15 protein-coding genes are annotated in these 17,637 nt (G+C 59.7%); all 15 read right to left on the bottom strand.

Features of this window, described 5'->3' with window-relative positions:
- Positions 1 to 70: 70 nt before the first annotated feature.
- Positions 71 to 1,294, bottom strand: a complete 1,224-nt coding sequence (locus DESPR_RS16090; protein ID WP_015725860.1) for an EAL and HDOD domain-containing protein — start codon at positions 1,292 to 1,294, stop codon at positions 71 to 73.
- A 231-nt stretch (positions 1,295 to 1,525) separates the two neighbouring features.
- Entirely contained in the window at positions 1,526 to 2,272 is a 747-nt protein-coding gene (locus DESPR_RS16085) for an NADH-quinone oxidoreductase subunit B family protein (RefSeq protein ID WP_015725859.1), read from the bottom strand.
- Between the two features lie 66 nt (positions 2,273 to 2,338).
- Positions 2,339 to 3,850, bottom strand: a complete 1,512-nt coding sequence (locus tag DESPR_RS16080; RefSeq protein ID WP_015725858.1) for a hydrogenase large subunit — start codon at positions 3,848 to 3,850, stop codon at positions 2,339 to 2,341.
- Positions 3,843 to 5,270: a proton-conducting transporter transmembrane domain-containing protein gene (locus tag DESPR_RS16075; protein ID WP_015725857.1), complete on the bottom strand. Its 1,428-nt coding sequence runs from the start codon at positions 5,268 to 5,270 to the stop codon at positions 3,843 to 3,845. Before DESPR_RS16075 ends, DESPR_RS16080 begins: the two co-directional genes overlap by 8 nt.
- A 4-nt stretch (positions 5,271 to 5,274) precedes the next feature.
- On the bottom strand, positions 5,275 to 5,928 hold the full coding sequence (locus DESPR_RS16070) for a hypothetical protein (protein WP_015725856.1): 654 nt from the start codon (positions 5,926 to 5,928) through the stop codon (positions 5,275 to 5,277).
- Positions 5,928 to 6,842: a respiratory chain complex I subunit 1 family protein gene (locus DESPR_RS16065; protein ID WP_015725855.1), complete on the bottom strand. Its 915-nt coding sequence runs from the start codon at positions 6,840 to 6,842 to the stop codon at positions 5,928 to 5,930. Before DESPR_RS16065 ends, DESPR_RS16070 begins: the two co-directional genes overlap by 1 nt.
- Positions 6,843 to 6,862: 20 nt before the next feature.
- Positions 6,863 to 8,818, bottom strand: a complete 1,956-nt coding sequence (locus tag DESPR_RS16060; RefSeq protein ID WP_015725854.1) for a proton-conducting transporter transmembrane domain-containing protein — start codon at positions 8,816 to 8,818, stop codon at positions 6,863 to 6,865.
- A gap of 404 nt (positions 8,819 to 9,222) precedes the next feature.
- A complete protein-coding gene (locus DESPR_RS16055; RefSeq protein ID WP_015725853.1) occupies positions 9,223 to 9,453 on the bottom strand; it encodes a hypothetical protein in 231 nt (76 codons plus the stop codon).
- Between the two features lie 170 nt (positions 9,454 to 9,623).
- Positions 9,624 to 11,282 carry a DEAD/DEAH box helicase gene (locus DESPR_RS16050; protein ID WP_015725852.1) on the bottom strand — a complete coding sequence of 553 codons (1,659 nt, stop codon included), beginning with the start codon at positions 11,280 to 11,282 and terminating at the stop codon, positions 9,624 to 9,626.
- A gap of 303 nt (positions 11,283 to 11,585) precedes the next feature.
- On the bottom strand, positions 11,586 to 12,392 hold the full coding sequence (locus tag DESPR_RS16045; RefSeq protein WP_015725851.1) for an SIR2 family NAD-dependent protein deacylase: 807 nt from the start codon (positions 12,390 to 12,392) through the stop codon (positions 11,586 to 11,588).
- A gap of 49 nt (positions 12,393 to 12,441) precedes the next feature.
- On the bottom strand, positions 12,442 to 12,906 hold the full coding sequence (locus tag DESPR_RS16040) for a hypothetical protein (protein WP_015725850.1): 465 nt from the start codon (positions 12,904 to 12,906) through the stop codon (positions 12,442 to 12,444).
- Positions 12,907 to 13,018: 112 nt separating this feature from the next.
- Positions 13,019 to 13,897, bottom strand: a complete 879-nt coding sequence (locus tag DESPR_RS16035; RefSeq protein WP_015725849.1) for a TIGR02285 family protein — start codon at positions 13,895 to 13,897, stop codon at positions 13,019 to 13,021.
- A 171-nt stretch (positions 13,898 to 14,068) separates the two neighbouring features.
- Positions 14,069 to 15,226: a hypothetical protein gene (locus tag DESPR_RS16030; protein ID WP_015725848.1), complete on the bottom strand. Its 1,158-nt coding sequence runs from the start codon at positions 15,224 to 15,226 to the stop codon at positions 14,069 to 14,071.
- A complete protein-coding gene (locus DESPR_RS16025) occupies positions 15,223 to 16,626 on the bottom strand; it encodes a TIGR01777 family oxidoreductase (RefSeq protein WP_015725847.1) in 1,404 nt (467 codons plus the stop codon). Before DESPR_RS16025 ends, DESPR_RS16030 begins: the two co-directional genes overlap by 4 nt.
- Positions 16,619 to 17,521, bottom strand: a complete 903-nt coding sequence (locus DESPR_RS16020; RefSeq protein ID WP_015725846.1) for a TIGR01777 family oxidoreductase — start codon at positions 17,519 to 17,521, stop codon at positions 16,619 to 16,621. The genes DESPR_RS16025 and DESPR_RS16020 overlap by 8 nt, the downstream gene beginning before the upstream one ends.
- Positions 17,522 to 17,637 lie beyond the last annotated feature (116 nt).

The following is a 17,637-nucleotide window of genomic DNA, read 5'->3' as shown; positions in this document are numbered from 1 at the left end:
GACGCGGCCTGTCGCCCGAGAGCTAACTTTTAACCGGACCAACGAGGGGGCACGACGATGGCAACCGCCATCAGGCAAGATTGGCGTCAAAGAGATCGGCCCAGGCCAGGGCCCTGAAATAGGCGCTGATCATGATGTCAGGGGCAATGTTGAGCATCCGCAGAAACTCGGTGCAGGCCTCGAATTCGCCTTGTTCGTAGGTGGTCACCGCCTGGAGATAGGGGGCAAACGGCCCCTTGCGCTCGTTGAGGGCCGCCTTCACCTCGGCGGTGAGAGGCAGTTGATCGGTGAGCTCGTCCATGGGCATGTCGAGCATGGCGTCCAGCAACGAAAAAAGACCAAGCAGAAAGAGCTGGGAAGCATCGGTTGAACTTGGGCGGGAAGCGGCCAGCAATCGGCAGAGTTCCGCCCGGACCATCGATAAGCGCATCAATTCCGAAGGTTTGCCTGCGGAAATCTCCGAAGCTGCCGCCAGGGAAACGAATTGCCGCGTCCCGCTTTCTCCTAGATAGGTCAGGGCATAGCGGATGGAAGTGACTTTACGCACCAACGAATAATATACCGAATTGATGTAGCGAAGGAGCTTGTAGGAGAGCGACACGTCGGGCGCGACCATTTGTTCGACTTTCTTCAGATTGATCTCCGGACGGCACACCTCGGCCAGCAGATTGAGGAGAATGATTTTCGAGGTGTCGATCTTGCGGTTTTTCAGGATCTCCGGCTTGTTGAAAAAATAGCCTTGAAAGTAGGTGAAACCAAGGGATTGGGCCAAGGTGAAGTCCTCGTGGCTTTCAATTTTTTCGGCAAGCCATTGTACTGCGGCATACTGCCGCATCCGGACCATGTTTTCATTCAGCAACATGCGGTCAATACCCTGGAAATCAACCTTGACGATATCGACATAGGGGATGAGTTGCTCGGATCGTCGATTGAAATCAAAGTCGTCCAGGGCAAGCGTATATCCCTTGCGCTTTAACTCCAGACAGGCGGTGAAGACCTCCGCTGAGGGCAGGATCGACTCGAGAATTTCGATAATGCAGCGTGTCCGCGGCAGTTGGGTGGGAGTTCCCTGCAACAGGTGATTTTCAGTGAAGTTGATCAAGGCCAGGCGGTTGCCTGTGATGGCGTCCAACCCGATATTGAACAGGACATGGGCCAGAACGGTATGCGTTGCCTCGTCGCTGTCCACGCTGGCTGGGTAGGTGTTGTCCATCCCGGAACGGTACAACACCTCGTAGGCATGCAGACGTTTGTGCCGGTCGAAAATGGGTTGCCTGGCAATGTAAATTTCCATTGAGCCGCTGTGATCACGTTCCAGGAGATGAGGTGTATGCGGGGAATAGTCGGGCGTGTGAGGACTGCCGATGAAATCTCCCCGTATTCAATGACAAAATATCGCAACACCGGCGGATGGGGAAGGCCTTTTATTCGCGAGCAAGAAATTATCCTGTGCTGCGCCCGCTGCATGAAGCGACTTCCCGGCAATGATGGGCGAAAAGTACGGTCGGTCCTGGACCCGTAGAGGTTATTTCTTGAAAAAGGCCAGCAGGGCGTGGAGGGTGGTGAGGGGATGCGGCGGGCAGCCCGGAATGTAGAGGTCCACCGGGATGAGCGCATTGAGGTCGCCCAGGATTTCACGGGAACCATGAAAAGGACCGCCGGAAATCGCACAACAGCCGCTGGCGATCACCACCTTGGGGGCGGGTACCGCGGCATAAGTATCGAGCAGGGCGGTTCTCATGTTCCGGGTAATCGGCCCGGTGACATGAATGCCGTCCGCATGTCGCGGCGAGGCGACAAAGTCGATGCCGAACCGGGAGAGATCGAAAAAGGGCGTGTTCAACACATTGGTATCGGCCTCGCAGGCGTTGCACCCGCCGGCTGAAACCTGGCGGAGTTGCAACGAACGGCCGAAAAGTTTTTTGAAATGGGCCTTGGCGTGACTGGCCAGGTCAGGCAGCGAGCCGCCGGTAATCAGATGGTCACGATGGGCCGTGCCCAATTCGAAATTCTGGGTGAAACGGACAAATGCCCCGTTCGCCACCAAGGCACAGGCGCCACAGAAGGTGCAGCGACCCAGATCAATTTTCTTCTCCTCCGCGATGATGGCTTCCTGGGGACAGAGTGCGGCGCATTGGCGGGCAATGGCCGGATCGCAGTCGGCATTGATTTCTGGAATTCCTCGAAATCGTGAATAAAGGGCGATTGGTTTCGTGGGATAGCTGCTGGTCCGATATCCCTGTTCCAGTCGGTTGTAGAGTACCTTGAACATGATCTGTTCCTGTCTGAGTGATGATGTGTCGAGGTTGGCTGTCTGTCCCTGTCCGGCCCTGTCCGGCTAGAGATCAAAGCCGCAGTAGCTGAGGTTGAAGCTCTTGTTACACAACGGAAAATCCGAGATTTCCTGGTTGCGCAGGGCCATGGCCAGTCCTGTCCAGTTGTGGAAGGATGGGTCCTTGACCTTGTAGCGCAGGATGTTGCCGTGTGCATCGGTCAGCACGCAGTGGGAGACTTCGCCTCGCCACCCTTCGTTGAGGGTCACGACGAAACTCGCCGGTGCAAGGTCACCCTCCTGCCAGCAAACCGGCCGATGCGGCTCTTCCTGTTCGGCCAGCAGGGTTTCGATCAAGCCAAGCGCGTGCAGGATTTCCTCGCGCCGGACCATGGCCCGGCTGTACACATCGCCGTTGGTCACCCGGTTGCTGTTGGCGGGCAGCTCGGCGTATCGTTCGGTGGGGAAAAATTCGCGCACATCGTATTCCAGGCCGGAGGCACGGCCGCAATATCCCACCAGGCCGAGTTGATCGGCGACCTTGCGGATGACCGTGCCGGTGTCCTCGAACCGGGCCAGAACCGTATGGGCCGAGAACAGTAGATCGCAGACCTGGATGATTTCCTTGCGCAGTTCCTTGATTTTAGCGCGGATGATCTGCCGTTGCTCCGTCGCCATCGGCTGGGTGACACCGCCCGGCCGGATGAGGCTCTTGCCGAAACGGTTGCCGCACAGGGTGAGCAGCAGATTGAGGAATTCGCCGCGGATACGGCCGAAATAGGCTGCGGGCGGGTTAAAGGCCACGTCGCCGCTGAGGGCGCCAAGGTCGCCGATATGGTTGGCGATTCGCTCCAGCTCAAGGGCAATGGTGCGAACCGTGCGGGCGCCGGGTTCGACCGAAAGGCCGGCCAGGGACTCGATGGCTTGACAGCAGCAGAGAGTATGACCGATGGTGGTATCCCCGGCGATGGCCTCGCACAGGATGGGCAATCGTTTGCGGGGCACCGTGGTCAGCATGGGCTCAAGGCCCCGGTGCTGGTAGCCCAGTTGAATCTCAAGATGGAGAACCTCTTCGCCGGCGCACTGGAAGCGAAAGTGGCCCGGTTCGATGATTCCGGCGTGCACCGGCCCAACCCCGACCTCGTGGATGGCTTCGCCCTCGATCCGGAAATACGGGTAGTTGCCGGGGATGTCCTGCTGGTAGTCGTTGCCGAAGACGTCGGGCTGTCCCGTGTAATTGGGGTGGTAGCGGACCATTTTCAGCCAAGGGTGGCCCAGCGGCATCAAACCGTACTGTTCGGCGATTTCCCGCTCAAACATGCTGAATTTGGCGCCGCCGGCAAGGGTCAACGAAGGAAACTCGCGGTCAACCGTTGTCTCGAGCACAAACAGGTTGCTGTTGCGGACAACGGCCAGCAGACGAGTCTGCCCTTCCTCCGGGTAGGCAAACAGTTGGACCACGTAGCCGTTGGCATGGACGAAGTCGGTCAGCAAGCGCAGGAAATGGCTGAAATCGACGCGCGGTATCCGCTGCCGTTCGATCAGTTCGCCGTTGTCGATCCGCAGCAGGTTATCCATGGATGGTTCCTCCGATCACCGCGATGGTGTTGACGATGGTCCGGAAAAGGGGTTCGGGCATCCAGACGCAGAGCAGGGCCGAAGTCAGCAGCAGGGCAAGGGGCGGGATGATCCGCAGGGTCTGCTCCTCGACCAAAACTTCTTCCTGGCGGGGGCTAAAGGACATGGCGGTGACAATCCGGGCAAAACCGGCGAGCACCAGCACCAGGGTGGCGATGAACAGCCCGGCAGCCAGGGGGTGGCCGGTTTGAAAGGCCCCGAGCAGGATCATCAATTCGCTGAGAAAGATGCCAAAGGGCGGCAATCCGGAGATGCCGACAAAACCGGCAAAAAAGGAGACAAAGGTTCGAGGCAGCAGGCTGACCATGCCACCGCACCGTGCCACCAGTTTGGTGCCGAAGCCAAGCACCAGATTGCCGGCGGAAAGAAAGAGCGAGGATTTGAGCAGCGAATGATGGATGAGATGGAGCATGGCCCCGTACAGGCCGAGGCCGCCGATGCCGACGCCAAAGGCGATCACGCCCATGTTCTCGATGCTCGAATAGGCGAGCATCCGTTTGTAATCCGACTGGTTGAGGATAAAGATGCCGGCCACCAGGATGGAGAACAAGCCGAAGCCGATGAGCAGCGATCCGGAGAAGTCGCCCAAGCCGGCCAGGACCATCAGGGTGTGCACCTTGTAGATGCCCAGGAAGGCACAGTTGAGCAGCGCGCCAGACAGCAGGGCCGAGGCAGGGCTGGGCGCCTCGCTGTGGGCATCGGGTAGCCAGGTGTGCATGGGCGCCAAACCCATTTTGGTGCCAAATCCGATGAGGACGAAGATGAATCCGGTCTTCAGCCAGCTCGGATCGAGTTGGCGGGCGGCGCTGTTGAGCGAGGAGAAGGTTAGCGGCACGTCAAGATCGGCTTGTTCCATGGACAGGGTGATGAAAAAGAAACCGAGCAGGGCCAAGGCAATGCCCACCGAACAGATGAGCACATACTTCCAGGTGGCCTCCAGGGCCTTTTTCGAACGGTTGATAAAGATCAGCGGTGCGCTGACCAGGGTGGTGGCTTCAACAGCGATCCAGAAGACGATCGGATGCTCGGCCAGGGCCGCCATGCTCATGGTCGCGAGAAAGAGCAGCATGCAGCCGATGAAGATCGGTTCGCTCTGCATTTCCTGCTCACGCATGTAGAACACGCTGTATGGAGCGATGCACAGGAAGATGAACGACGTGACCACCAGCACCAGCATGCCGGAGGGGGCGCTGCCGAAATAACCGGGCAGCAGGGGGGTAAAGGAGGTCAGCCAGGCGAGCAGGGTCATCTGCAGATGGAGCAGGCCACTGACCACCAGAACGATTCGGCCCAGCTTGATCGGCAAAAAGAGGGCGATCAGACCCGTGAACAGCGGTACACAGAAAATGGATTCGAGCATGGCATCAATCCTTGAGTTGTTCGAGATAGGTGGTGTCGACGTCGTCAAAGGCACGGTTGATGTTGTGAAGGATGATGCCCATGATCATCACTCCGACCAGCAGATCGAGCAGAACGCCGAATTCGACCAGATAGATGTTGTGCTGGTGCTTGGTGAGCGCGGTGCCGACCAGATAGATGCCGTTTTCGAGCATCAGATAGCCGATGACCTGGGTGAGGGCCTTGGTCCGGCTCATCATGAGAAAAAGGCCGCCGCCAAGAGTGGTGATCGCCGTGATCAGCAGATGAAAATAATCGCCCTGGAGGGAGATCGCCAGATGGCGGGTGATGTAGGTCGAAAGGAGGATGAGACCGAGCCCCACGGCGAGCGAGGCGTGGTAGCCGATCAGGGGCTCCACCTCGCGCTTGATGGCGATTCGGGTCAGGGCCATGTAGAGCAGGCCGGGTATGAGCACGGCCTTGATCAGGAACATCAGCTGGAAGAAGAGGATGCCGCTGTTGCTCAACTTCGTCTGGGATTCAATGAAAATGGGGGTGAGCGAAACCAGGGCACCCTGCAGGGCCATGATCTTGATCAGGGCCATCATGCGGCTGGACCCCAGGGACAGAAGGGTCGAGAGGAGAATCAGGACCAGGATGACATCCGTGCTGTTGATCATCACACAAGCTCCATGGTGAGGATGATGGCGAAAAAGGCCAGGGCAAAGGAAGTCAGGATGTACTTGGGAACCAGGTTCATCTTCAACCGGGCAGTGATTGACTCGGTAATGCCGATGGCCAGGTAGACCGCGGTCAGCAGTCCGTAAAACAGCAGGGTGTTGACGATCGGCCCGGCCGGGAACAGCGGCTTGATCAGGCAGGCGACAAAGGAGGCGTAAAAGAACAGCTTGTAGAAGGCCCCCAGTTCGATCAGAGCCAGGTCAGGGCCGCTGTGATCGAGGATCATCACCTCGTGGATCATGGTCAGTTCCAGATGGGTCGCCGGATCGTCCACCGGCACGCGCGAGTTCTCGGCCAGCAGAACCATGAATAAGGCCACGATGACCAGCAACAGCAGGGCGCCCTGGGGGCCGGCAATCGAGATCGAAGGGCTGCCCGAGAAATATCCGGCCAGGCTGAGCGAGCCGCTCATGCGGAAAAAAAGAATCAGAATGACAAAGATCGTCCCTTCCGCAAGGGTGGAGAAAAAGGCCTCGCGGGCCGCGCCCATGCCTTCAAAGGGCGAGGCCGTGTCCAGGGCGGCGACGATGGTAAAAAATCTTCCCAGACCAAGAAGATAAAACAGGACGATCACGTCGCCATGGAAGGCGATCAGCGGCGGAATGCCGGCAAAGGGAAAGAACAGCAGGGCCATGAGCGAGGTGGCGCAGGCAATCGGGGGGCCGAGGCGAAAGACAAAACTGGTGCTGGTGCTGTAGACCGATCCTTTTCGCAGCAGTTTTGCCAAGGTGTAGTATTTGATCAGAAGCGGCGGCCCTTTTTTGCCGGCGAACAAGGCCTTGGTTTTGAGGATGATGCCGGGAAACAGGGGCGCCACCAGCAGTGCCAGGAAAAAAGAGAACAGGGATTCCATATCAGCGACCTTGAATGGGCTTAGACCACCAGCAGGAGGACAGCGATGGTGAGGACAATATAGCCAATGTAGAGTTGAATGTGGCCGTGCTGAATCCAGCGCAGTTTTTCCACACCCTTGAGCAGTGGCCGGATGAGGAGGCAATGGAGACCGAGTTCGGCCACATCCTCGACTTTGCTGACATAGGCGACGCTGCCGGGGAAGATTTTGCCAAGGCCTGGGTAGGTGGTCCGCACCCTGACCAAAGGGCGATGAAATTCGACCAGGCTCCGGGCATAGGATGTGCCGGTGTATTGGATGCGGCTGGTTGCCTGGGTAAAGCCGCAGCCCCAGGTGCCGCTTTGGCTGACGGGCTTGTTCCGGTACAATAGCCAACGGCACCCCATGAGGACAATCAGCAGTCCGAGAAAGAGACGGCCGGCCACGGCAAGATGGTGCGCGATGGTGCCGCTGACCTCTCCCGGGATAGCTGTAAAGGGTTTGAGGCTGGCCAGTCCTGCAAAGGCAAAACGGACAAAGGGTTCCGGCCACAGGCCAATGAGAACGCAGACGAGGGCGAGGAAGACCATGGCCGCGCGCATGGACAAGGCGGCATCGCCTTGTTCTCGGCCGTGGGTGTGGCGCGGTTCGCCGAGCAGGACAATCCCCACGACCTTGGTGAAGCAGCCCGCGGCCAAGCCGCCGATGAGCGCCAACGAGATGATCGCGGCCATGGAGAAGAGAAAGTCGGTGCCGCCCAATACCAGCCCCTGAAACGCGGCGTAGTAGATGAGAAATTCACTGATGAAGCCGTTCAGAGGAGGCAGTCCGGAAATCGCCACCGCGCCGGTGAGAAAGGTGCGGCCGGTGACCGGCATGGTGCGCATCAGCCCGCCCAACTGGTCAAGATGGCGGAGACCGGTGGCCTGGAGAATGGACCCGGCGCCGAGAAAAAGCAGGGATTTGAACAGGGCGTGATTGAGCACGTGCAGTATGCCTCCGGCAAACCCGAAGGCGGCCATGATCCGGTTGCCCGAGGCAAGTCCCAGCATGCCCAGGCCGCAGCCGATAAGAATGATGCCGATGTTTTCGATGCTGTGGTAGGCCAAGAGCCGTTTGAGATCGTGTTTGCCGAGGGCGTACACCACGCCGAGCAGGCCGGAGATCATGCCGAGCACGAGAATGGTCCGGGCAAAAATCGGCGTTGGGCTGTCCAGGAGGAAATAGAAGCGAACAAGGCCATAAATCCCCATCTTGATCATCACCCCGGACATCAGGGCCGAGACATGGCTGGGAGCGGCCGGATGGGCATGGGGAAGCCAGACATGGAGGGGAAACAGGCCGGCCTTGGAGCCAAACCCCGCCAAGGTGAGGCAAAAGACCGCGAGTTTGATGCCTGGGGGGATGGAGCTCATCTGGGCAAAGGCAAGCGAACCGGTCGCCTGGAACACAAGGCCGAAGGCCGCGAAAATGCAGAGCGCGCCGGTTTGGGTGAAGAGCAGGTAGAGATATCCGGCACTCTGGGTTTGCTCCTTTTCCCAGTCATGCATCACCAGGGCAAAAGACGAAAGGGACATCAATTCCCACGCCAGGGCAAAGGTCACCATGTTGTCGGCAAGGGTGACCAGGATCATGGCGATTGTCAGCAGGCTGAAAAAGAAATGGCTGAGAGCTGTTCGCCGGAAATGAGTGGCCTGATCAAGGTAATGGTAGCCGTACAGGGAGATGACCGGCACGAGCAGGAAAACGGGCAGCAGAAAGACCGCCCCGAGCGAATCGAGGGCAAAGGAGAGGGTAAAGGTGTGCAGCCAGGAACAGGAAAAAGTGGCGGTCGCGGGGTGTTGCCAGAAGGTGAACAGGCTGTACAGGCCACCGAGACAACCGGCGCTCAGGAGAGTGGTGTGCAAGGCTTTGCAGCAACGAAACCAGCGGGCGGTCAGGAGCGGGGCAAGACCACTGGCCAGGAGAACGGGCAGGGTCAGCAGCAGAATATCCATCGGGAGTTACCTGCGAGAGAGGATAAGGAAAGTTCGGTCGATCGCGGGGGCGGCCGACAGAAACGGTTTTTTCCCAGGAATGAGGCAGGCCGAGCATGGGGCATGAAGCTCCACGACAGCATGCGTCACCGACAAGGGAAAAAACAGGCCCATGAGAACAGGAAACGGGGATTAAACCGGTAAACCGGGCGGCGTGCCCAGAAAGAGCAGCACTGGGAAACAAGTCGCTCTCCAGGAGGGAAGAGCGAGGAAAAGCGGGGAGGAGAATGCAGAAACAGCTGAACAGCGCCACGCCCCCTTCATCCCCGGCGACGCGGGCATGGAGGGAGCATCAAGCGGCGTGAACCTGCTTGGTTCAAAAGGGGGATCGTCGATCGACATCGCAGGCCCCTTGTTGGCGCGGATTATTTTTCAAAGGAGAAGCCATACCAGGGAACTTCTTCAGACTCCAATCCGGCAGGTTCGATGATGTGACAATCCTCGATCTTGTTCCGCATGTCCAACTGCCAGGCCAAAGCCTCTTGCTTGGAGGCAAAGGGACCGACCGCAGTCAGTTCCGCGGCGTGCAGTCCCATGTTCTCGTAGAGCTTTTCCACCTTATCCTGATGCTGATGAATACCGATCATGAGAGTCATAGTTCACCTCGTGGCGCGGGAGACGGTTGAAATTTTGGGGCACTACCATAGCGCGATCACTGGTCGATGACCAGAAAAAAAGCATGGTCTCGTCATTCTCCCGCTCGGGAACCATGCTTGGTCACCCAGGCGACAACCGACGAGGCCCCATGGTCGAAAGGAGGCGCGGTTCAGGCCCGCTCCAGGTTCACCGCGCGCCGGCCGATCCGGTACGCACCGTTTTTTGAAAGCAGGCGACCGACCAATGGCTCCGGCACATCGACCAAGGTATGGTCCGCTTCCAACCGGATCTTGCCCAATTGAACGGCAGCGACCCCGGAATAATGGGCCAGCGAGGCCACCACATGGTTGACGCCAACCCCATCGGCCCGGCCGACATTGAGCCTGAGCGGCACCATGTCCCTGTCGCGGTCGTGTCCCCGTCGCCCCCCTGGTCCTGTCCCGGCCTGACCGCCACGACGTGGGAAGCGATCATTCTTGCGCTCACGCGGATTGAACTGCTCTTCCTTGATCGGCGTGATCGGATCGATGGGCCGTTTTTTTTCCTCGCCCCGGGCCAGCTTGAGGGCGGCGGCGGCGATATCCTCGGCCTGGTGGCCGGTTTGCAGCAGCATCTCCACCACTTCCCGTTCCCGGCGGCAACGGCCCCGGCGAATCCACACCTCCAACTGCTCCATCAGCAGGGCCTGGCGATGGTTCTCGATCTGCTGGATGGTCGGCAGTTCGGCCCGGGTCAGCTTGTAGCGGGCATAGTCCTCGATCCGGCGGAGAATCCACCGGTCCTTGGGGGTGAGGAGGGAGATGGCGATCCCTTCCCGGCCAGCCCGACCGGTACGACCCACCCGGTGGACATAGACCTCGGGGTCGTCGGGCAGATCGAAGTTGAACACGTGGGAGATGTCGTCGATGTCCAGACCGCGTGCGGCCACGTCGGTGGCCACCAGGACCTTGACCTGGCCGTTGCGAAACCGGTTCAACACCTGGATACGGGCATCCTGGCTGAGGTCACCGTTGAGAGCTTCGGCTGGGAAACCTCGTGAAGTCAGTTGGTTGGCTAATTCGCCGGTTCCAATTCGGGTGCGGGTGAAGATCAGGGCGCTATCGATGGTCTCCATTTCGAACAGTCGGGTCAGGGCCGCCACCTTGTCCTGCTGGTTGACCAGGTAATAGCGCTGTTCGATGGTGGCGCCGGTCAACTGCTTGGGGGTGATGGACACTGTTTCCGGGTCGCGCAGGTAGCGGGCGGACAGGCCCAGGACCCGCTTGGAGATGGTGGCGGAAAAGAGCATGGTCTGACGTTCGGCGGGAATGCGGTCGAGGATCAATTCGATATCCTCGACAAAACCCATGCTCAGCATCTCGTCGGCCTCGTCAAGAACCACGGTCCGCACCGTGGTCAGATCGAGCGTGCCCTGATTCATGAGGTCGAGCAGACGGCCGGGGGTGCCGACGATCACCTCGACGCCCTGGCGTAGACTGCGGATCTGCTGTTGATAGGCCTGGCCGCCATACACAGCCAGCACGGTAATCCCCCGCTGCTGGCCGTATCGCTGGATGGCCTCGGCCACCTGGATGGCCAACTCACGGGTGGGCGCCAGGACCAGGGCCTGGACCCCCTGTTGGCGGGGTGTGATCCGTTGCAGCAGCGGGAGGCCAAAGGCAGCGGTTTTGCCGGTGCCGGTCTGGGCCTGGCCGATCAGGTCGCGGCCTTCGAGCAGCAGCGGAATGGCGGCCTGTTGAATGGGGGTGGGATCGGTAAAACCGAGTTCGGTTACGGTCTGCACCAAATCGGGATGCAGGCCAAAGCGGGCAAAGGTTGCGGTGGTCATCGGGCGACTCCTCACGAGCGGCTATGTCTTGAGCTATCCTGGGGTGGATTCGGCCTTGCGGCCTCTGTCCCTGTTGTCCGTTAACAGATGCCCCATCCGGAAAGTAAGAGCCTGCCTGTCAAACCTGACCGTTCCAGTTTCTATGCTGTGAAAAATAAGCGGGAAAAAGGCGAGCGGTCGACTACAACAAAAAACGCCTGACCAATTTGGCCAGGCAACCGTGGACTATTCAAAACGTTGAAGAAAAATAACGCGTGGCTACGAAAACGCCTTTCTACAGCATATTGCGTGAAAAGGCAAGCATTACTCAGCCAGGCGGTCAGGGCCGGGGGGCACGCACGGGTGGCGGCAGGCATCGACCAGCACCGGCAGGGTGTGGAGGACATCGCCCTGGAGAAACAAATCGGTGAAGCGGCCGGAACTGGTGGAGGATAGCGCCGGTTCCCGGTTGCATTCGATGATCCGGCCGCCGTTTTGTTGGACCATGGCGGGAAGAGCGGCTGCCGGATAGACTTGGGTCGAGGTGCCGATCACCAGCAACAGATCGCAGTCGGCGACGAATTCGTGGATGGCCTCAAGCTCGCGCACCGATTCGCCGAACAGCACCACGTTCGGTTTGAGGGGAAACGAACAGTGCGGGCAGAGCGGCACATCGGGACATTGGTACAGCTCAGGCTCAATGGGACGCAGGTCGCCGCAATGCAGACATTGCAAGTGCTGGTGTTCGCCGTGGATCTCGAACACCCGGCGGCTGCCGGCCTGCTGATGAAGGTTGTCGATGTTCTGGGTAATCACTCCCTGAAGCCAGCCATGCTGTTCCAGTTCGGCCAGGGCCAGGTGGGCGGCGTTGGGTTTTTTCCCGATCAGAACTTTCCCCAGGGCGCGGAAGAGTTCCCAGGCCTTGGCCGGGTTGCGGTAAAAAACATCGAGAGTGGCATACTCTTCCGGCGAGAACACGGTCCATAAGCCCCCGGGGCTGCGGAAATCAGGGATGCCGCTGCCCACCGAGATGCCGGCGCCGGTCAGGGCCACGGCATGTCTTGCCGTCCGCACGGCAACGGCGGCGGCAGCGAAACGATCCGCAAGCTGTTTTGGGGCAAGGGATTTCATGGAAGAGGCCTGTCCGCGGGATATGGCGTGTCAGGACAACCGAAGCCGATCAATGGAGAACCGTGGCCGGCGAACCGTCAACGAAGGCCCCCCCGATGCGGCTGCCCCAATCATAGTGGCGGACCCTGATGATCCGTTCCACCTCATGATCCGAATCGGCGACCGGACGGTAGCGGACAATGATCCGGTCATCCTGTCTGATCGGCACTCCCTCGTCGATGAGCAGGAGGAGACCACCGTTGGACTGGTCGGCGACCACGCATTGCCGCGCCCTGGCCAGAGGGGTGGAGAGGGCGCGAAAGGTAGCGGCAATATTGGTTGCCTGCCGGTAATCTTGGCGGAATTCGAGATCCACGGAAAAGACTTCGCCACAGGGACAGTTGACCTTGAGCGAATGTTTCCTGCCACGGAGCGCGGCAACGGACATGGCATTGATCTGTCCACAGGCAATGCATCTGACCGTGACCGAGTCCTGCCGGCTGACGAAATATTTTTGCCGTTTTTCCTTGTCCATGGAGCGGTTCTCCTTCCAAGTCAACACCATCAACCGTGATTCGGTTCGCGCAAAAGCATGAGTGGGCAGCCGTGCATGCACGCTTTTGCCGTGCGGCGAGAGTAAAATATTCTCAGGGGCGCGTTTTGAGGAAAACCTCGCTGTACGCCTTGCGATACTGCTCGATACTGCCGGCATCGAGCCACCGTTCGTAAGCGGCCCGGTATCGTTCTGTGGGCCGCTGTTCGAGGAGGATCGCGTTGATCTTCTCGATCATCTCCTTTCCCCAGGCGTTTTTCGAACATCCGACCGAACTCATCCATCCATCGTAGTTTTGCAAATTTTCCGCCAGGGTCAGGGTGAGCACCTGACCCCTGATGCCCATTTGCTCGGCTTGGTACAGGGCCTCTTCCGGCAGGCCGATGATGCCGTCAAGGCGATTGCGCAACAGCATTTGAAAGAGATTGAAGGAAAGCTCCTGGCCGGTGAATTCGACCAGATTGCCCTGGCCTTTGTGCTGCTCGAGAATGGCGTCCAAGGTTTTGCCGTAGGAACGATCCTTGGCCAGGCCAATCATCAACCCTTTGTTGGCCAGTACGTCTGCCAAGGGGACCGTTGTTTGATGGCCGAAGTTGGCGATATTTTCCTTTTTGATGATCAGCACCGGTGGAAGGGTGATGAAGCTGGGTATGGAGAAATACATGAATGCGTCCCGTTCCGCCGTCTTGTAGAGCCCCGCGCTGCACACCTTTTCCCCTTGCTTGAATTTGTAGAAATGGCGGGTGATGTTGGTAATGACCTCCTCATGCTCGTAATCGCTCAGGTGTTCCTGGAGAATATCGGTCACTATGTCGCCATAGCCCTGTTCTTGGTTGGCGCCGCTTTGAATGTAAAAAGGAGGAAAAACCGCCTCCATCCATGTGACCGTGTCCTTGGCCGGCAATGGTGAGGGGATGCATAGCAACAGGAGTACAAGCATTCTGCTGGCCAAGGAGGGACGACGATGGACCATAGAGGCTTCTCGAATCATACGGGCAAGGCTTTTGGGTTGAAGATTGTATCTACTCAACTGTGTACCGAACGGGCCAAATTCCTGTCAAGCAGATTTCCTTGCCGCCTGGAAGAGATTGTGCGGCAAGGGCGAACCCCAATCCGGTCGACGCCGACGAAAACGGCTTCCCTGTCAATTGGTGCGGTTTGCGGCGGGATCGGTTGCCAGGGCCGCCTGCTGGACAGCGGTCAGTTGCCGGTCCACCGTCCCCTTGTTGAAAAACAGTCTGATCAGGAGTCCCCCATAGGCAAGGACCGCCAGTATGGCGACCCACGGGAAAAAGTATCCCAAGGGACAAAGGACCAGTACGGTGAGCCAATGGAGGAGTATCACCGGCCGGGAATGCAGCTTGAGGGGGAAATCTCCGTGTCGGCTGATCACCGCCAGGCCGCTCAGGTTCCAGCCATAGAGGGCGGTGAAGGCGTGCAACCGCAGCAGGGGAACGCTGTGTTCCGGGGTGTAATAGCTGGAAAAGGAAAGCAGGATATAGGCGATGCCGGTGATCGAGGTGATGAGGAGAAACAGAATCCCCGAGGTGAGAAAGGCCTTCTGCTGCAAGGGCATGCCCTCGTACCAGTACAGGTACAGGATGAGGCCCACGGTCAAGAACAGCAGGGTGGCGATGGCCACTTGGGAGGCGAACAAGCCAGCAAGGATGAAGCCGAAAAAGACGATTACCCCAAGGTTGATGATCCAGAAGGCAGCCTCCTTGAGCAGGGCGGTCAGGCGGACGGCCTCGCGCTTCATCAGGGTGAAGATGACCGACATGGAAATCAGCGATATCGGAAAGGAGAAGCCAAGGAAAAAGGTGTCGAGCTTCAGTTTCTCGATGGCAAACCACTGCAGGTAGACCGAGTTGAGGATCACCGGGCTGGAGAAGCTCAGCCCCAAGGAAAGGCAGAGTAGGGCCGCCTGATGAAATTTGCGCGGTACCGGCTCGCGGGGGGAAAAAAGGGCTCGGGGAAAGCGGCTGCCGAAGTGGTCGACGCGGACCTGTTCGATCAGGGCTGCCAGCAATAGGGGGATGATCAGGGTCGGCACATACCAGTGGAAAAAGGCACAGAGGGCAAAGGCCAAGGCCAGGATCAGGAACGCTTGGCCACGATGGGACAGCGATGGCTTCCCTTCGGTAAAGTAGACCAGGAGGGTGCCGCCGCTGCACAGGTTGAAGAGAAAGATATGCAGCCGCTCGAAATTGAGAACCGAGGGCGGCACCAGGTGATGGAGGAATCCGCAGGCCAGGGCCGTGGTCATCATGATCAGGAGGATGGTTTTTAATTGCCAGCTCACGGTCTGGCGCTCCTTGCCGTGTCCGTGCACCTGCCGAGCAGATGGCGCAAGGCCGTTTCCAGATCAGCATGCCGGAAGAGGTAGCCGGACCGCTGCAGTTTGTCAGTTGATACCCGGCATCCGCCGAGAAGGACCTCGGTGGCCATTTGGCCGTAGAGGGTGTGCAGCAGCCCAGCGGGAAGCGGCGGCAGCAAGGGCCGATGCATCACCCGGGCCAGGGTCTGCAGCAGCAGGGCATTGGTCACCGGTCGGGGCGCGGCGATATTGACCGGACCGATCAGGCTGTCGCAGCTCAGGGCGTGGAGGACGGCGCCGACCATGTCGTTGATGCCGATCCAGCTGATGTATTGTTCGCCGCTGCCGAAACGGCGGCAAAAGCCGAGCGGCGAGGTGGCGAGCAGTCGGCGGAGCGCTCCGCCCCGGGGGCTGAGCACCACGCCGATGCGCATGAACACGGTACGAATGCCGGCCTCTTCCGCCGGTCGGGCCGACTGCTCCCACAGGGCGCAGACATCGGAGATGAAATCCGCGCCGGCCGGGGCTTCCTCGCGCATGCAACAGTCCAGACAGTTACCGTAGAATCCCACCGCCGAGGCACTGAGCAGGACCTTGGGCCGTACCGGCAGAGCGGCGATGGTGCGGGCGATCAGGCCGGTACCTTGCACCCGGCTGTCGACCACGCGCCTTTTTTTGTCCGTGGTCCAGCGGCCCTCGCCGATATTGTCGCCGGCCAGATGGATGACCCCGTCAAAGGCGGGCAGGCCCGTCAGGTTGAGTTGACCGTCTTCCGGATTCCAGTGGATTTCACCTCGGCTGCGGTCAGGCCTCCGGCGCACCAGGGTCCACACCTCGTGGCCGCCGGTGGTCAACAGGGGCCGCAGGGCCGAACCGAGCACACCGCTGGCACCGCTGATCAGTACTCGCAACGGCCGGGCGCTGCAACGCTGGTGGAGCAGCAGGTCATCGCGCAGGGTGGCATGACGGTAGCGAAACACCCGCTCCAGGGTCTGGTCGACCCTTGTTGCCGTGAATCCGGGCAGCAGGGCCTGGCCGGGCAGGGCATAGTCGATCCGATCCTCGAGCAGGGCGCCATTGGCTGTATCGATAAAGCGGTGCGTGTGGGTCCAACGGGCAAAGGGACCGCGTTCTTGCACATCGCGAAACATCTGGCCCGGGACATTGTTGATGTGGCGGGCGTGCCAGCGGTAGGGCACCGGCCCGGCGTGCATGGCCAGCACCACCCGGCCACCCGGATCGAGGGAGCCGGTACGTTCCAGAACCCGGGTCGATTCCCAGGGTGGGATCAACCGCTCCAGCGCCCCGGGCCGGGCATGCCAATCGTACAGTTCGCGGGCGGTACAGGGAAAGTGCGAGGCGTAGGTGAAACGGTGCTCAGCCACCGACAATCTCCCGCAGGGCCGGCTGCAGTTCGGGATAGGTGAACAGGTAACCGTTTTCGGTCAGTGCCCGGGGGATCACCTTTTGTCCTTGGAGCAGTGATCGGCCAAATTCACCGAGAACCAGCTTCATCACGAACGCCGGAGTAGGCAGCAGGGCCGGACGGTGCAGGGCGGCGCCCAATTGGCGGGCAAAGTCTTTCTGCCGCACCGGCTGCGGGGCCGTGAAGTTGAACGGACCGCGGCACTCCTCGGCGGTGAGCAGGAAACACATGGCCCCGACCAGATCGTCAAGATGGATCCAGGGAAACCATTGCTGACCGCTGCCGATCGGTCCACCCAGCCCCAGCTGAAACGGCGTCTTCATTGTGGCGAGGGCACCACCGCCCTTGCCCAGGACCACGCCGAAGCGCATCAGCACCACCCTTGCCCCCTTGTTCGCCGCTTTCCCCGCCTCGGTCTCCCAGTCGAGGCAGACCTGGGCGAGAAAGTCCTGTCCCGGACCGCTGGTTTCGGTCTTCTCGTCGTCGCCGCCGTCGCCGTAATAGCCGGCCGCCGAGGTGCTCAGCAACACCGTTTCGGCCGTTGCCGGCAGGGCGTCCACCAGATTGCGGGTGGTCAGGATCCGGCTGTCGTAGATGGCCTTTTTATAGGATTCGGTCCAGAGGTTGAAGACCGAGCGGCCGGTGAGATTGATCAGCGCGTCCTGCTCCGCCACACGCCGCTGCCAGTCACCCGGGCGGGTCGTGTCGGCGGCAACGTAGGCAAGCTGGGGATGGGGGGCAAGCCGGCAATGGCGGCTGCTGCCCAGCACCGTGACCTCATGTCCTTGTTCCAACAATCGTCGGCTGACGGCGGCACCGACAAAACCGGTTCCTCCGGTGATCAGTATCTTCATGGGCATCCTCCTTGTCAGGAAAAGGGCAGGCAACGCGGGAACTGTTTGTATGAACTATGAATAATCATCGGCATGAGCCGAGGCAAAGGGAAAGGGACTCTGGACACACCGCTCTC

The organism is Desulfobulbus propionicus DSM 2032 (genome assembly GCF_000186885.1).
GTDB classification, from domain to species: Bacteria; Desulfobacterota; Desulfobulbia; order Desulfobulbales; family Desulfobulbaceae; genus Desulfobulbus; species Desulfobulbus propionicus.
This window is presented reverse-complemented; position numbering and strand designations above follow the sequence as displayed.

Coding starts and splice junctions, on each gene's coding strand:
- DESPR_RS16055 (WP_015725853.1), bottom strand. CDS start 9,453: ATGACTCTCATGATCGGTATTCATCAGCATCAGGATAAGGTGGAAAAG.
- DESPR_RS16065 (WP_015725855.1), bottom strand. CDS start 6,842: ATGGAATCCCTGTTCTCTTTTTTCCTGGCACTGCTGGTGGCGCCCCTG.
- DESPR_RS16060 (WP_015725854.1), bottom strand. CDS start 8,818: ATGGATATTCTGCTGCTGACCCTGCCCGTTCTCCTGGCCAGTGGTCTT.
- DESPR_RS16050 (WP_015725852.1), bottom strand. CDS start 11,282: ATGACCACCGCAACCTTTGCCCGCTTTGGCCTGCATCCCGATTTGGTG.
- DESPR_RS16085 (WP_015725859.1), bottom strand. CDS start 2,272: ATGTTCAAGGTACTCTACAACCGACTGGAACAGGGATATCGGACCAGC.
- DESPR_RS16070 (WP_015725856.1), bottom strand. CDS start 5,928: ATGATCAACAGCACGGATGTCATCCTGGTCCTGATTCTCCTCTCGACC.
- DESPR_RS16075 (WP_015725857.1), bottom strand. CDS start 5,270: ATGCTCGAATCCATTTTCTGTGTACCGCTGTTCACGGGTCTGATCGCC.
- DESPR_RS16040 (WP_015725850.1), bottom strand. CDS start 12,906: ATGGACAAGGAAAAACGGCAAAAATATTTCGTCAGCCGGCAGGACTCG.
- DESPR_RS16035 (WP_015725849.1), bottom strand. CDS start 13,897: ATGGTCCATCGTCGTCCCTCCTTGGCCAGCAGAATGCTTGTACTCCTG.
- DESPR_RS16020 (WP_015725846.1), bottom strand. CDS start 17,521: ATGAAGATACTGATCACCGGAGGAACCGGTTTTGTCGGTGCCGCCGTC.
- DESPR_RS16045 (WP_015725851.1), bottom strand. CDS start 12,392: ATGAAATCCCTTGCCCCAAAACAGCTTGCGGATCGTTTCGCTGCCGCC.
- DESPR_RS16080 (WP_015725858.1), bottom strand. CDS start 3,850: ATGGATAACCTGCTGCGGATCGACAACGGCGAACTGATCGAACGGCAG.
- DESPR_RS16090 (WP_015725860.1), bottom strand. CDS start 1,294: ATGGAAATTTACATTGCCAGGCAACCCATTTTCGACCGGCACAAACGT.